The organism is Bacillus sp. M5A3_1b, from assembly GCF_053345335.1.
Window position 1 is genome coordinate 254,396 of record NZ_JBKEZY010000006.1, and the last position, 14,397, is coordinate 268,792.

Sequence of the window (14,397 nt, forward strand, 5' to 3'; positions counted from 1 at the left end):
ATGATAAATTTAATTTATTCTGATTGGATAAAAATAAGAAAACACCCACAACAAATTACATTTTTCATCTTAGCACTTTGTCCGATTATATATTCAATGATTATGTATACTAAATTCGTGGTAGGAGAGTATAATCACGGTTTGGATAATTCATGGATGGGCGTATGGATGTTTATATCTTTTTTCTATGTTGGTTTTTTTCTCCCTGTCATTTCAGGGATGGTAACAGCCTTCTTGTGTCAGTTTGAAAACAAAACTAATTGGAAAATAATGCATCTATCTCCAAATACTAATTTTAAAATTGTTTTATCTAAATTTGTATCTAGTGTGTTATTATTTTCTGCAATACACTTAATAGTTTTAATGAGCTTGTATGTATCAGGAATGTATTTTGATTTTACAGATCCATTTCCTTTAGAATTTATGATTAAAGTATTTTTAATTTCTGTTGTTGCGACATTTCCTCTTATAATAGTGCAACTCCTATTATTCTTATTTATAAAAACATCTATCACTTTTACATTTGTTAATATAATCCTATCTTTAATCGGTTTATTTCTTTTTTCAGAAGCAAAGTGGGGATTTGGATATTTATGGTCTTTACCATTCAAGTCTACAGAATTAGTTGATCAAGATATATTATCTATTACTATATTATTGGTATCAATAGTTGCATTTACTATAGGTATGATTTTAATTACAGTACGTTATGTAAAATTATTGAGAAAGACAGTATAGAAAGAGAAATCGCCCTTAGAGGGACCTGATAGTATCACAGTTAGGTAAACAACAAAAAAAGAGTCCATCTGGTATGATGGACTCTTTTTTTGTTGTTTACCTGGAGATTTTTTATGGCGAAAAAAGGCCAATCTTTTCAAATATATACAGAAGAATTGACACTCCTACCTCTAAAGGGGCAAGCTGGCTAACGCCAGTGGACTTCTTGCTACCAAAGGCGACGCTCGTGCTGACATGTAAGATTGCCATCACTCTCACAAAAGACCATATAGGGGTAGAGTCACATACCCATCAAGCTAAGATTTTAAAGTACCCCCTAAATGGAAATTTTGTATTTTTATAGCATCGAAGCTTATTTTTCTCTTTTTGGGTAGTTTTATTTTCTTAGCTTGATTGCGATGAGCGGTACCTCATAAAGACCCCTGATACATAATTGATGTTCTGCCTTTTGTAGAAAACAATCCACTTATACCATTTTAACAAGAAGAAATATCTCGTCCATGTTGTAATATTGGCTTACGTTAAGCTTGTGAAAAAAACATATTCATGTATAATACAATTGATGTATGATACATTAGTTGTAGGAGGGTGACCTATTTGAAAAGAGAAGATGCCTTAAAACTAAGAACAGATATTAAGAAAATGATTATAATAACTGGGGTTTTTGAATCTCAAAATTTGCCCAATGGACCATTTGAAAAACCTTTACCAACTTCTCAAATGATGGCGTTAGAGGAACTAGAGGTGGAAAAATTAACTGTTTGGCAACTATCCAATAAACTTAGATTAGAGACTTCAACTGTAAGTAGATTGGTAGATAAGTTAGTAAAAAAGGGGCTTATTTATCGTGAAGTAAATGAAAAAAATAGAAGAGAACTTTTTCTGCACCTCACAGAAAAAGGTCACATAACTGTTAATTGCTTAAGAGAGCAATCCATTACATTTTATCAAAGTATTCTCAATAATTTATCAGAATCAGAACAAAAAATAGTTGTGGATGGTTTTGAATTATTTATTGATTCTATTTCTAAGCCTTTTGATTAGAGTGAGGTAAGTCATAACATTTGGAGGATAAAATGAGTTTGCATTTTGAACGTCCTATTATTGAATTAAAAGAGAAATTTGATGAATTAAAGAAAATTATGAAAGAAAATAATGTAGATTTATCGTCAGAAATTCATGAATTAGAAAAACGTTTAAATAAAATGCAAGATAAAATTTATTCTAATATTACACCTTTTCAACGAGTTCAAATTGCAAGGCTACGTAACAGACCCACGACATTGGACTATATACCTTTATTGTTTACAAACTTTCTCGAACTTCATGGTGATCGATTATATGGTGATGATAAAGCAATGATAGGTGGTATTGCAAAATTTAAAGGAATGCCCGTTACGGTTATTGGTCATCAAAGAGGTAGAAATACAAAGGAAAGTATAGAAAGAAATTTTGGAATGGCACATCCAGAAGGTTATAGAAAAGCGCTAAGACTTATGAAACAAGCTGATAAATTTAATCGCCCTATTATTACATTTATTGATACAATAGGCGCCTATCCAGGGATAGGGTCTGAAGAACGTGGAATTTCTGAAGCGATAGCTCGAAATCTATTTGAAATGACTACACTTAAAGTGCCAATTGTTTGTATTGTAATTGGAGAGGCATCAAGTGGTGGAGCTCTTGGCATTAGTGTCGGTAACCATATCCATATGTTAGAGTATTCATGGTACTCGGTAATTTCGCCAGAAGGAGCAGCATCTATCCTATGGAAGGACGCTAAGTATGCTCCAGAAGCTGCTGAACATATGAAAATTTCAGCAAAAGATTTAAAACATTTAGGAATTATTGATGAAATCATTCCTGAAATTAAAGGTGGAGCACAAAATGATATAAAATCACAGGCAAAAATGATTGAATCTGTAATCGAATCATCTCTAAAAAAATTGATACTATTATCCTCGGAAGAGCTTATACAACAGCGGTATGAAAAGTATAGACAAATAGAGAATTATAAATGAAAATATTTAAAGTCCGTATTACATTTCGGAGGATTCTCGCAAAAAAAATTTAAATATTTTGTAAGTAACCTCTTAAACTGGGATATGCTGATACTATTACTCTACAAAAGGTGTGTGATCGGTATGGAAAAGGAAAATTTGTTCAAATGGAAGCATTATCACATACCCATCAACTTAAGAAATTGATTGTTCCCCAAAACGAAAAAATGAGCTGAATTCTCATAAATAACTGTAAAGATGCGGGAATTTTGTTATGGGGAGTATCTCAAAAGCTTAGGTTGATGGCAATGGGGTACCGCCAACAAGACGCGAATTTTGCACGCTAAGCAAAAAAACAATAAGCTGTCCACATGGACAGCTTATTTACATAATTCTCGTTATTGGAAGTAAAGTAAACCCCTCTTATTGGGGTACGAACACTGTTCTTGTTATAATTAATTTTTTTCAGAACGTCTATAATCCTCTTTTAAAAAATATATGTAAATATAATAAAAAACGAATGATTAATAGAAATATTCTACGCCACTCGTTTTTTATTGGACTTCTTTTTACTGTACTTTTATTTTCTTTATGGGTTATTAGAAAAATAATTGTCTATATAAGTCTTTATTTTTTCAAAATCCTTTTCCATAAATAAGATTGCTGGTACTTCAATTATTGGAAGATTATTTTCATTATCAAAAGGTGGACACGGTTTGGGAACTACCAAATAGTCAACTGAGTTTTTATCCCTAATATAATTAATTGAAACATCATAATACTTAGAAAAATATTCCTTCAAATCATCCTGATTCCTTAAAAATGGTAGAGAAAATATTGAACCATAATTTATACCAGCGTCGACAATTAATACAAAGCATATTTTTTTCATGATACACCCTCCTCGTATAATAAGTTTTAAGTTAATAACTGTTCCTTGAAAATTAAATAGTTTTTATCTTCAAGAGCTACATCAAAAAAATGATGTATGGGTAAAATTTAGTCTTGGATAAGGTAACACTGATAAAAACAGGTTTCCTTTTTCTATATATTCAATTAAATTATATCATTATTTTACATGAATTTCCAGAATTTGTTTTTTTATTTTATTGGTAAACTTATGCTTAGCATGAATTGGAGGGATATATATGATAGATTATAGAATAATTTCAAGAGAAAACTATTCAAATAAGATTGGAGAGCTTGTAACAATGCTTGAACATACAAGAGATGTTACATTGAGCGAAATCTCCAATTTAAACCAAAGTGATTTAGATTTCTTACCAAACGGTAGTTCAAACACTATTGGTTCTCTCTTATCACATATTGCAGCGATGGAGTTTGTTCATCAAGTTATCTCGTTTGAAAAAAGAGATTTAACTGAAAGTGAATATCTAAAGTGGCGAATTTCTTTAGAACTTGGAGACAAAGCAAGGGAAGGAATAAAAAAGCAATCTTTAGATTATTATTTGAATGAATTATCACAAGTTAGAGAAAATACAATAACATATCTGAAATCAAAACAAGATAGCTGGTTATTCGAGGAAAATAAGTGGGATAATGGTGTGCCTTATAATAATTACTACTTGTGGTTTCACGTTATGGAAGACGAAATTAATCATCGTGGACAAATAAGAACAATTAAGCGATTGATGGGAATGAATAAATAAATCTTATTCAACCAAAGGGTGCTTTACTTGAAAAAGTCACTAGAAGAGTCAAATGATAACTATGAACTGCCCCCAATTGCTAGGTTTTGTTTAACAATTGGGGGCAGTTCATTTATAGCGCATAGGTAATCAGCTTTTTGTTAATCATGAGGTAGATATTTTTAACTAAAAAACCAATAATGGAAATATATCACATATTATGACCCGTTTTTACACGTATCTCGGCTGAACCCCATAATACACTGTATCCCGCTCTTTGGCACTTCCAAAATATAGGTGCTATAACAAAAAAATACATAAACAAGTCGGAAAACCAAATCGAAATATGTGCGATATAACTGAAACAGGTGAAGAAATTTTTTCAGAGATGTTAAGAGAGTTTCCTGAAAAAATTGCGACAAATAACGCTGAATTCCTTGTGCGTATCGCGCTATTTGAAAAACTTGATTACGAAGCTAGAAAAGAAATTTTAACAATACGCCAAGACGTACTACATAAACAGCTTACTGCTATTCAATCTTTACATGTTAGCTCATCTTTTATTACAGAAGTTATTGAATTTAGTAAATCACGTATAGAACACGAATTACTCTGGATTACATCACTTATGAAGAAAATATAAAAATTAACAAGAAAAGTTAAAAATAATGAATGAAAATGAGATTTATTATCAATACTATAATTAATAAAAGGGCAACCACGATTTGGCTACCCTTCAAAAATTTTATACTTCTGGATCAAAAGTTTTGCAATCTGTTTCTTCCGTAGTTGATGCATGTTTCCCTTTATGACTTACTACATAAATTGCATCTGCACTACATTTATTGCCGTTAGCCCAAAATTTACAGTTGTTTACTTCACATAAAACGTCTTGTGCCATAGTATCACACCTCCTTGTTCTATTATCATTAACAAAATTCGGAGGTATGATACTCTTTGTCACGCATTTTTTATTACCTTTTTAGCTTTCTTAATGGTTTAATATTTCCTTGTACAATAGCATCTATATTTTCTGTTATTTTTTCAATGTCAAAATGCCACCATTGAATTTGCAATAACTCTTCTACTATTGTACTTGTAAATCGTTCCTTTATTTTATTTGCAGGGTTTCCGCCAACAATTGTATATGGTGCGACGTCTCTAGTCACAACAGATTTAGCTGCAATGATTGCACCATCTCCTATTTTTATTCCAGGCATAATCGTTGCATCCATACCAATCCATACATCATTTCCTATAACTGTATTCCCTTTGTAAGGTAAATCAGACAAATTAGGTGTATACTTCTCCCACCCATTTCCAAATATATTAAATGGATATGCCGAAAATCCATCCATCCGATGATTCGCTCCGTTCATAATAAAGGTAACTCCATTTGCAATACAACAAAACTTTCCAATAGTAAGATGATCTCCAAGAAATTCATAATGATGTAATACTCGATCTTCAAATGTTTCTCCATCTTTCGCATCATAATAAGAATAGTCACCAACAAGTATATTAGCTTTCGTTATTGTATTTTTTATAAAATGGACATTTTGATTTCCTTCAATAGGATATTTAACATTTGGATTAGGATTCATGTTGTACAGCACTTCCCTTACCATTTATTTCACTTTCTACCGCTATTACTGGCTTTAAATTGTATATAGGTAAAATAAATAATAATCCAATTATAAATAGTAAAGCTGTGCCCTCATACATCGTACTTAATGAGAACACCTCTTTTAATGAACCGGCTACACTCATTGTTACTACCATTGAACCGGTAAATAGTGGACTTAAAATGCCATTTACACGACCGATAAAATCAGTATCGCTATTTTGAATAATGAGCGTATTAATACCTATTTGGATACATGGGAGAGCTAACCCACTAAAAAGTTGTGCTGTAAGTGTCACCCATAAATTCGTTGAATAACCTATAATACCAATGCCGATCGCCTGACCGAGCATCCCTACAATTAACATCTTTTGCGGAGCTACGTTTTTCGCAAATACCATCGCTAAAGCTCCGCCAACAATCATACCCGCACCATTTACTGTTAGTAACCATTGCAAACTCTCTTTTGGTAACCCTAACTGCTCAGTCACAATAAATATACCTAATGGCTGAATCAATCCTATACCTAGTCCTGCTGCCATAAAACAAAGCCCAAGCAAAGTTAATGCTTTTTTCTTTTTCACATATTTAATACCATCCAGCATCTCCTGTAATAGCGTGATTTCTTTCTTCTCAATATCATTCTCAAGATCTTTCGGAAGAAATAACAATACAGCTGCTGCCAGTAAAAAAGCGATACCTGTTATTATAATTGAAATATAAATTCCAAAACTATGAAAGATAAATGTTCCAAGAATCGGTCCTAGCACCATAAAAATCGCAAATATTGTTTGATATATAGACATCGCTAATTGGATTTGTTCCGTTGATAAATGCTGTTTAAACAATTTCATACCTGATGGTTGAGAAAACTGCGAAAGGATTGCAGAAATAAGCGTGACAAAAAACACGATTTTCCATGTTCCAAACATAAGTGTAATTAATACAGCGAATACTGAAATGGAACTTAACGTTTCACACCAAATCATTGTCTTCTTTGGCTTCCACCTATCAGCAAAGGTTCCACCTATAAAGGAAAAGATGAAAATTGGAGCAAACTCAGCAACCGAAATCATTGAAATAGCAAAAGCATCACCTTTCGTCATTTCCATTACATATAATAATACCGCAAAGTTCCGAACCCATATTCCAATTTGTAAAAATAATGCTGATGCAAGAATTCCTTGCACAAACCGATTTTTTAGTACTTGTGATACCCCATTGTTTTGTTTCATTACTACATTTGTCGACATAAAAAAGCCCCCTATTTCATGTTCTGAACAGGAGGCAGCACAAATCATATAAAAAGACTATATATTCGCAGAGCGAAATACATCCCTTTTCTATAAATGTACAGACTAATCCTATTCAGAAGAATATTTCGTTTTTTAACGAAGATCTCTTACAAATAGAATTAGTTGATCATTGGGATGTTTTCACCCTTCCGTTTCAAATTTAAATAACACATACATACTCTATGTAAATCATTTTCGATGTATGCATGTCTCCTTTTAACTATTCTAGAAATTTAAAGGCAATTCCTCTAAAGAACGCATTAAATAATTACCTTGCCATTTAATGTCTTCACGGTTACCTTTTATTTGCAAATTAGGCATTCGATTAAACAAAGTAGTAATAGCAATCTTTGCTTCTAATTTAGCAAGTGGAGCTCCTAAGCAGAAATGGCTACCATGACCAAAGGCAATATGGCGATTATTTTCCCGAGTAATATCGAATACTTCTGGGTTTTCAAATACATTTTCATCACGGTTTGCAGAAGCTAATGCAATGACAACCATATCTCCTCTTTCGATTGTTCGGTCGTGAATTTGAAAAGGTTCAGCCGCCCATCTTGAAGTTGTAACCTCAACTGGAGAATAATATCGTAACCCTTCCTCAATAGCTGCATCAATTAATTTTGGATTTTCTTTTAATAACTGTAGTTGATTCGGATTTTCAAGAAGCGCTAATACCGTATTTGTTATTAAATTTACCGTCGTCTCATGTCCCGCCACAATTAGTAACATTATCATTGAATATAGTTCCCTAGCGCTAAGTTTATGTCCTTCACTTTCTGCAAGTATTAAAGCACTCACCAAGTCCTCTTTTGGTTCTTGTCTCTTAACATCAACTAAATATTGGAGATATGTAATAAACTCAGATAGTTGCTTTTCAGTTTCTTTTATTTCTTCTGGTGTTTCTGGGTAAGCAATGACAGCATGAGACCAAATTCTAAATTTCGCTTGATCTTCTTTAGGAATGCCTAGCATTTCACTTATAACAATAATCGGTAAAGGGAACGAATAATCATCCACAAGATTTAATGAACCTTTTCGCTGGGCATCACTTAACAAATCATCTGCAATATCCTGTATTCTTCCTTCCAATTGTGTGATCATCTTCGGCGTAAAAGCTTTTTGTACGAGTGATCGTAAACGATTATGATCAGGTGGATCTGAATTTAACATGTGCGTCGTTAAATAATCACTATTGTCAACAGTAAGAAACACATTCAATGCATCTTGAGAAAATACATTGGCCGGATCTTTTTTTAAGCGATTATCTTTTAAAAGTGGCAGCGCATCTTCATATCTCGTAATCAGCCACTCTGCACCCAATTCCGTTTTATTCACAAATAAGATAGGTTGCATTTTTCGAGATTCTTTATAAATTTCATATGCATCTTCTTTAAACTGAGCTGAAGCTAAATTAATACCATCCTCTATTCTTAGCCCAACTTTATTTTTCATTGACATTGTATTCCCTCACTCTCATTTGTTTTTGAAAACCAACCAACATATGCATTATACTCTAATAAAAACGCGAAAATTGTAAATTTTCATTTAAAATCTTACTTCGCATATTGAAAAATAAAAAGTGAGAGAGTAAAATCCTTCTACTCTCTCACTCTTCTTTACGCAAAACACATGAAATTACTAATTTGTTGATAGCGATAACTTACTTTACGACGGCGACCACCTTGCCAAGTGTAACCTGAAACCCCATTTCTCCTCACTTCAGTCGGGAAGAACCATAAGTCTCTTCCGAAAGGTCCAGGACGATGCAAACGTAAGTAGCCCCATCTTCCTAGACAGTTACACATCCATGATTTCATATTCCCTGTTTGAGCTGGAGAAGCAAATGTAGACGGTAACGACGGTGCTTGTGACGGTGGTGGTGACGTTGGAGCATCTTCCGCATCATCTGGTCTATAATCCTCTTGTTCCATATCTCTCACTTCATTTACAGATTCATACCCGTAGTTTTGTGGATTATAATCATATGGGTAATTTTGCTGGTTATACATATTAACAACTCACCTACTTTTCATTCAGTACCTTTAACATTCATATGTGATAAGCGCTCTATAGGAAGCTTATGTATAGCCTAAATTCAACAAAAAAATAAAGCTCGTATTTTAAAAATACGAGCTTCTTCATAATCGGAATAGATGTATTATTTTCTTAATTTCACACTATAAAAACGCATTTCATCTAACGAACCTTCAAATTCAAATACTTCTTGTTTAATTAATTCCTTTAAGCGATATTCTAAAAACGTATCGCCAACTAACTGCTCTACATGACCAAGTGCTTCACCAATTACCCTAGGGGCTTTTAGGAATTCTCGATCAGCACCTATACTTTTCGCACATTCAATAATAAATTGATCAAAATAATCTTCTTGTACAGAACGCACTTCATTGTCTGTCCAAACTCTTAAAAATTCCGTACTTTTCGATAGACTATCCCACTCATGTTCAAACTGCATACGTTTCTCTACAGTTAAATATGGAAATTCTACAAAACTTTTTTGAATTAAAGCTAAACTTTCAGGTGCTAACTCTCCAGTTCCACGAATAGCATACTCTTTTTTTAATATTTCTTTACTTGCTTCAGACGTATTAATAACGCGAATGTTTTTCTTATCTTTTAATTGCGCCATTACAAAACATAAGCCTACATGTTCATGTGCGTTATTAGCTTTCCAAATTGTAATAGGTGTTTCAATAGGAATAGTGTGTAGTTCTTCCATAGTTTCTAAAAACCTTGGTAAATACTCTTCTTCAAAATAATTATCATAAGCAGTTAAATTGTTTACTAACCATTTCTGTCTTGCAAGTTGTCCCTCATTCATATGTAGCTTGTTTATCGGCCCAATTGAAAAGAATTCAGAAAAAGCGACAACCCTCTCTTCCAATTGTTCTTCTTGACTAAGCATATATTTTAAACATCCAGCTGTTGAATCATCAAACGCAATATGTACGTGTGTGCTTTCTTTTACATTTCTTATATATGATGTATTACCCGTTAGTTGCTTAGGAATATCCATCAAATTTTCAATTGCATCTTCACTATAGTTTTCTTCTAATAAATTCAACTGAATAAGAATACTTTGAAGTAAATGTTTTGCTTCATCTTCGTACATATCCTCTACAATATTTTTGATATTATCTATCATACAAATCCCTCTATTCATTTCATAAATAACGTATATTATAGTGTATCATTTTAGTATCATTCTTTTAAAGTTTTTTTTAAGTAAAAGCATTTATTATTCAGATTGCTACAGCTATCCACATTTTCAACAAAATCTCTCCTACAATTCTTAATTACTAAATATTCTTTTGTAAATCCTTTTATTTAAATGTATAATTATATAGAAAATAAATAATATAGGAGCTATATGTATGGAGAAAGCGATTACTACTTATAAACATTATTTGAAAAATTGGAGATTTATATTTATTTGTATATTACCTACTATCGCCTTATTATATGTTTTCGATGTCATCTTTGAATTACTATTTCATCAAGATTTCTATTTATCTAACTTAATTTTTGCTATTATTTTATTTTTAATATTTATGAGCATCAAAGATATGTTTAAAATTGAAAGTTAAAGAGCCGGATAAAAAAAGAGCACCCTGCAATCGGATGCTCTCATGTGATAGAGGTTTTTTCTGAGTATTAAGTAGGACACGAAGGTCTTGTCCTACAATATAATATATGCTTGTACTTATTTTATTGTGCATCTATTAAACATCAAATGTATACGTATTGCTAAAAATTCTGCTCATTTATTAATTGCATAATTATTATATTTACACATAAAAAACATCCCTATGGATGTTTTTTATGTACCAATTTTTAAGCTTCCATAAACTTAGCCGGTACACCAATTTTTTCAACTACAGAAGATATATTAGTAGGATTAATCATTACATTTTCAATACTAACTAATTTATTTTCTAATAGTCCATTCTCTGTAGTAATAAGTTCTTCAAACCGATCTAAAGTCATCGAGAATTTATATTCACTTCCGCCATTCATACAGACTTTAACATACTTCATAGTGTCACCGCCTTTCATAATGATCTATATTTCGACAAGAAGACGCTTACATCCTTTTTATTTACTACTAGATTTCTCACTTTTACTCCTTGCTAATTCACGTTTATTTATTTTAGAAAAAGCAGTTACTATTTTATGTTCACATTATAATTGCGAGTAAAAATGATAAAGATAGAAATGCACAAAGTGGTATAAATAAAACAGTATCCATTTTAGCAAAATGTGTATCTTTTTCGCATTTAAAAATACCAAAATAACGAAACTCACCAATTACTCTTATGAAAAACACAATCATACAAACCCAAGATCCCATTCGAACAATAATATTATGAAATGCGAAATGAACAAGATTTGTTTGTTGTAATAAAATTATTGCGGCCGTACTTAATAATAAAGCAATAAACAATGTCATTCCTACACTTGGTATAAACGCCTTTTCTCCAGCTTTTGTTGGAATGACACTATTTGTCGCCCACTTACCTCCGAAAGCCCAGTAAACATGTAAAAAGCTAACTAAAAATAATATACAGACAGAAATATATGTAATAATAAGCATTTTGTCCTCCTATTATTTTATTTAAGTCTTCAACTTCAGAGTATGCTATAAATTCCACCTTAGCAATCTATATTTAATAACATAAAAACCCCTTAATGATTTTTCGTAAAATTGATTAATCATTAAGGGGCTTTTCACTTTACTACGCATTATACCTATTTCTACGACGTTCCATCCTCGTTTGTCCTTTAGCAGTACCTTCTTGATATTGATCTATTTTCTCGCTTATTTCATATGTTGCAGCTGGAGCTGGTTCTTCGTAATTATGCTCACGTATTTTTTCTGGTGTTTTTCGTTTTGATCCTTTTCCACCAAACTTATATAATTTCATCTTTAATTTCGGTAATTTTGGAAGTGGAATCTTAAATGATAGCTTTTTGCGTTTCTTTTTTTGTTGAAATAGATTTATATTTTCTTTATTATCTTCCTCTTTACGGTGTAATAACATGGCAATTAACCCGCCTAATATAAGCCCGCCAACTAAAAGCATAAGGTATTTGAAATTACTTATCATTAAACTCGACATACGTTCAAGTATGACTAACGACTGTACTTCTTTAATATCCCAAAGTAAAGCGGCCCATAATGAGAATAAACCGAAAGTAAGTCCATATGTACGAAAACGGAATAAACATGGAATTAAAGCGACACAAGCGGCGATTTTCGCATTCCCTATTATTGAACTTGTTGAAATATCTTGATGCCAAATTACTAACAGTAATGTTATAAATGGCGCATAAGCTATCCAGCTACATATACGTGAATATATTTTTTTCGCAAAATAGCTACCAAAACTAGTAAAAAATAAAAGGCCTCCAATATATAAAGATTGTTCTAGTGGGATTTGCTTCATAATTCCTGCAACTGGAAAGAGGCCGCTCAATAGCATTAATAGCACATCCAACTTCTTCACAATTCCTCATTCCTTTCAAATTTCTTTTGAATCAATTCATATTACTTTTCCAAATAAAATGTTTTTATTACTAAAAAACATCTTAATCCTGTATGCAAATAAAGTAAATACGTAAAATAGCAGATACATGACAAATGATATCCTTATTTACATGAAAAAATGACAAATCCTGATCGATATAAGGAGCAGGATAACGAATTTAGAAAAATAGCAAATATTAAATCAAATAAAAATGAATAGTAAATAAAGGTACTTTTATTTATTCAATCTTTATTAAAAGAAAAACAAATAAAATCATTATTAAATGCTGCAGTTTCTTGTTATTAATGAATTAATCATATCAATCTGAATAATCGTTTTATCTATATGTTAAATGAAATATTAAAGGAGAGTAAAATGAGTACTATAAAAGAATTTATTCCTATTATAATACCTATATTAACTGCTGTGATAGGTTACATAGTTGGTTAAAAAACAAACAAAGTGAATCGCTTCTTTAATCAAAGTGAAAATAATTTAAAAACTGTCATTGAGCCCTTATTTTTAAATATAAAAATTATAAAAAGAGAAGAAAGTTCCTTTAAAAAAGAACAATTACTTAATAAACTTTTTGAATCCTACCTATATGAATACAAAGGGATTTTTCAACTTGGGAATAAAGACTTGATAGATGCTTTTTTAAGACTTGAGGATTTATATCACGACTTTAAAAAAGAAATTCCAACTATCTTAAATTATATTACAGCAAAAGAATCATTAGAAAAATAAAGAGGCATCTATTCCCATTGAAAGGAGCGATGCCTCTTTATTTTTCCAACTCCGGTATGGATTCTCCAAATTCAATCATTGTTCTTTTTATTTATCATCTTTTTGCATCAGAACCGCATATATCCCCTCATGTGTTTGAACACAGTAGTATTCCTTTCTTTTTATATAAATAATCCATTATAATAGTAGTAACCAATAATTAAATAGATTTTAAATCGAAATAAAGGAGCGAGTCTAACTTTGTACAAAGAAAAAACTTTTCAATCCATAAAAATAAATAATCCTATTATAGATGATTTCATTAAAATTTCAGATGCTATGAATGTAAATGGTGGGACTATTGTATCTTGTTTCAAGGTCAATGATCACAGTGTATTTAAAAATTTACCTTGGTTAGAACATGAAAAATACAATAATTATATACAGGATATGCTTACCTCACCAGATATTATAAAAAACATTCCCGAATTAAACATCCCCAAATCTATTGAAGTTCCAATAGAATTAGAAAATATTAATTCTTTAATTCTTGATGGTGCATTTGCCATCAGGTTAATTAAAGGTGGCGCTTATAAAGATTTCAAAGGTACTCCAATGGAAGCAAAAAAATTAGGTTCGCAGCTCTGCGAACAAATATTTCAAAATAGATTTTTGGGAATAAAAATATTTTATTCCCAAAAACCATGGACTAATTGGTTTTACGATGTTAATTGGGATAGTACTTGGGTTATTTTTGATGAACAAGAAAGTATGGTATGGATTATTTGTATGACTGATACAGATTAATATAAATAT

General features: G+C 31.5%; 17 protein-coding genes and 1 pseudogene. 8 read left to right on the forward strand and 10 right to left on the reverse strand.

The features are described 5' to 3' along the window. From ACLBWW_RS18680 to ACLBWW_RS18690, 3 genes are all read left to right on the forward strand, one after another. Positions 1 to 738, forward strand: a complete 738-nt coding sequence (locus tag ACLBWW_RS18680; protein WP_000609080.1) for an ABC transporter permease — start codon at positions 1 to 3, stop codon at positions 736 to 738. A gap of 597 nt (positions 739 to 1,335) precedes the next feature. Beyond that, positions 1,336 to 1,782 carry a MarR family winged helix-turn-helix transcriptional regulator gene (locus tag ACLBWW_RS18685; protein WP_000817662.1) on the forward strand — a complete coding sequence of 149 codons (447 nt, stop codon included), beginning with the start codon at positions 1,336 to 1,338 and terminating at the stop codon, positions 1,780 to 1,782. Positions 1,783 to 1,814: 32 nt separating this feature from the next. Continuing rightward, entirely contained in the window at positions 1,815 to 2,759 is a 945-nt protein-coding gene (locus ACLBWW_RS18690; RefSeq protein ID WP_000052085.1) for an acetyl-CoA carboxylase carboxyltransferase subunit alpha, read from the forward strand. 568 nt (positions 2,760 to 3,327) lie between these two features. Here ACLBWW_RS18690 and ACLBWW_RS18695 read toward each other — a convergent pair. After that, entirely contained in the window at positions 3,328 to 3,630 is a 303-nt protein-coding gene (locus ACLBWW_RS18695; RefSeq protein WP_000717613.1) for a hypothetical protein, read from the reverse strand. 256 nt (positions 3,631 to 3,886) lie between these two features. Here ACLBWW_RS18695 and ACLBWW_RS18700 point away from each other — a divergent pair, with 256 nt between their 5' ends. Beyond that, positions 3,887 to 4,408: a DinB family protein gene (locus tag ACLBWW_RS18700; protein ID WP_098067886.1), complete on the forward strand. Its 522-nt coding sequence runs from the start codon at positions 3,887 to 3,889 to the stop codon at positions 4,406 to 4,408. A 218-nt stretch (positions 4,409 to 4,626) separates the two neighbouring features. Then, positions 4,627 to 5,030: pseudogene (locus ACLBWW_RS18705) on the forward strand (PadR family transcriptional regulator). A 102-nt stretch (positions 5,031 to 5,132) separates the two neighbouring features. Here the strand turns inward: ACLBWW_RS18705 and ACLBWW_RS18710 are convergent. The 6 genes from ACLBWW_RS18710 to ACLBWW_RS18735 all read right to left on the reverse strand — a co-directional run bounded on the left by ACLBWW_RS18710 (position 5,133) and on the right by ACLBWW_RS18735 (position 10,472). Then, positions 5,133 to 5,288, reverse strand: a complete 156-nt coding sequence (locus tag ACLBWW_RS18710; RefSeq protein WP_000046089.1) for a DUF1540 domain-containing protein — start codon at positions 5,286 to 5,288, stop codon at positions 5,133 to 5,135. 73 nt (positions 5,289 to 5,361) lie between these two features. Beyond that, positions 5,362 to 5,991 carry a Vat family streptogramin A O-acetyltransferase gene (locus tag ACLBWW_RS18715; protein WP_098222536.1) on the reverse strand — a complete coding sequence of 210 codons (630 nt, stop codon included), beginning with the start codon at positions 5,989 to 5,991 and terminating at the stop codon, positions 5,362 to 5,364. Beyond that, positions 5,981 to 7,264, reverse strand: a complete 1,284-nt coding sequence (locus ACLBWW_RS18720) for an MFS transporter (protein ID WP_098128320.1) — start codon at positions 7,262 to 7,264, stop codon at positions 5,981 to 5,983. Before ACLBWW_RS18720 ends, ACLBWW_RS18715 begins: the two co-directional genes overlap by 11 nt. A gap of 267 nt (positions 7,265 to 7,531) precedes the next feature. Next, positions 7,532 to 8,767 (reverse strand): cytochrome P450, encoded by a 1,236-nt coding sequence (cypA, locus tag ACLBWW_RS18725; protein ID WP_048547128.1) that lies wholly within the window; start codon positions 8,765 to 8,767, stop codon positions 7,532 to 7,534. 158 nt (positions 8,768 to 8,925) lie between these two features. Further along, the gene (locus ACLBWW_RS18730) at positions 8,926 to 9,318 is read right to left on the reverse strand and encodes a hypothetical protein (RefSeq protein ID WP_098222533.1); all 393 of its coding nucleotides are present in this window, start codon (positions 9,316 to 9,318) and stop codon (positions 8,926 to 8,928) included. A 149-nt stretch (positions 9,319 to 9,467) separates the two neighbouring features. After that, entirely contained in the window at positions 9,468 to 10,472 is a 1,005-nt protein-coding gene (locus ACLBWW_RS18735; protein WP_447614162.1) for a DUF1835 domain-containing protein, read from the reverse strand. Between the two features lie 229 nt (positions 10,473 to 10,701). Between ACLBWW_RS18735 and ACLBWW_RS18740 the strand changes: the two genes are divergently transcribed. Continuing rightward, positions 10,702 to 10,914: a hypothetical protein gene (locus ACLBWW_RS18740; protein ID WP_048547123.1), complete on the forward strand. Its 213-nt coding sequence runs from the start codon at positions 10,702 to 10,704 to the stop codon at positions 10,912 to 10,914. Between the two features lie 247 nt (positions 10,915 to 11,161). Here the strand turns inward: ACLBWW_RS18740 and ACLBWW_RS18745 are convergent, their stop codons facing one another. From ACLBWW_RS18745 to ACLBWW_RS18755, 3 genes are all read right to left on the reverse strand, one after another. Continuing rightward, positions 11,162 to 11,365, reverse strand: coding sequence for a hypothetical protein (locus tag ACLBWW_RS18745; RefSeq protein ID WP_048547121.1), 204 nt, complete (start codon positions 11,363 to 11,365; stop codon positions 11,162 to 11,164). Between the two features lie 139 nt (positions 11,366 to 11,504). Beyond that, positions 11,505 to 11,921, reverse strand: coding sequence for a DUF3995 domain-containing protein (locus ACLBWW_RS18750; protein WP_431121778.1), 417 nt, complete (start codon positions 11,919 to 11,921; stop codon positions 11,505 to 11,507). 142 nt (positions 11,922 to 12,063) lie between these two features. After that, on the reverse strand, positions 12,064 to 12,834 hold the full coding sequence (locus ACLBWW_RS18755) for a DUF3959 family protein (RefSeq protein WP_447614163.1): 771 nt from the start codon (positions 12,832 to 12,834) through the stop codon (positions 12,064 to 12,066). Between the two features lie 483 nt (positions 12,835 to 13,317). Between ACLBWW_RS18755 and ACLBWW_RS18760 the strand changes: the two genes are divergently transcribed. Next, on the forward strand, positions 13,318 to 13,602 hold the full coding sequence (locus ACLBWW_RS18760) for a hypothetical protein (RefSeq protein WP_053078541.1): 285 nt from the start codon (positions 13,318 to 13,320) through the stop codon (positions 13,600 to 13,602). A 240-nt stretch (positions 13,603 to 13,842) separates the two neighbouring features. Then, positions 13,843 to 14,388 (forward strand): hypothetical protein, encoded by a 546-nt coding sequence (locus ACLBWW_RS18765; protein WP_048547116.1) that lies wholly within the window; start codon positions 13,843 to 13,845, stop codon positions 14,386 to 14,388. Positions 14,389 to 14,397 lie beyond the last annotated feature (9 nt).

Bases quoted from the DNA above. Each gene is read 5' to 3' on its own strand.
- ACLBWW_RS18680 (WP_000609080.1), top strand. From the start codon at position 1: ATGATAAATTTAATTTATTCTGATTGGATAAAAATAAGAAAACACCCA.
- ACLBWW_RS18690 (WP_000052085.1), top strand. From the start codon at position 1,815: ATGAGTTTGCATTTTGAACGTCCTATTATTGAATTAAAAGAGAAATTT.
- ACLBWW_RS18695 (WP_000717613.1), bottom strand. From the start codon at position 3,630: ATGAAAAAAATATGCTTTGTATTAATTGTCGACGCTGGTATAAATTAT.
- ACLBWW_RS18700 (WP_098067886.1), top strand. From the start codon at position 3,887: ATGATAGATTATAGAATAATTTCAAGAGAAAACTATTCAAATAAGATT.
- ACLBWW_RS18710 (WP_000046089.1), bottom strand. From the start codon at position 5,288: ATGGCACAAGACGTTTTATGTGAAGTAAACAACTGTAAATTTTGGGCT.
- ACLBWW_RS18715 (WP_098222536.1), bottom strand. From the start codon at position 5,991: ATGAATCCTAATCCAAATGTTAAATATCCTATTGAAGGAAATCAAAAT.
- ACLBWW_RS18720 (WP_098128320.1), bottom strand. From the start codon at position 7,264: ATGTCGACAAATGTAGTAATGAAACAAAACAATGGGGTATCACAAGTA.
- cypA (WP_048547128.1), bottom strand. From the start codon at position 8,767: ATGTCAATGAAAAATAAAGTTGGGCTAAGAATAGAGGATGGTATTAAT.
- ACLBWW_RS18730 (WP_098222533.1), bottom strand. From the start codon at position 9,318: ATGTATAACCAGCAAAATTACCCATATGATTATAATCCACAAAACTAC.
- ACLBWW_RS18735 (WP_447614162.1), bottom strand. From the start codon at position 10,472: ATGATAGATAATATCAAAAATATTGTAGAGGATATGTACGAAGATGAA.
- ACLBWW_RS18740 (WP_048547123.1), top strand. From the start codon at position 10,702: ATGGAGAAAGCGATTACTACTTATAAACATTATTTGAAAAATTGGAGA.
- ACLBWW_RS18745 (WP_048547121.1), bottom strand. From the start codon at position 11,365: ATGAAGTATGTTAAAGTCTGTATGAATGGCGGAAGTGAATATAAATTC.
- ACLBWW_RS18750 (WP_431121778.1), bottom strand. From the start codon at position 11,921: ATGCTTATTATTACATATATTTCTGTCTGTATATTATTTTTAGTTAGC.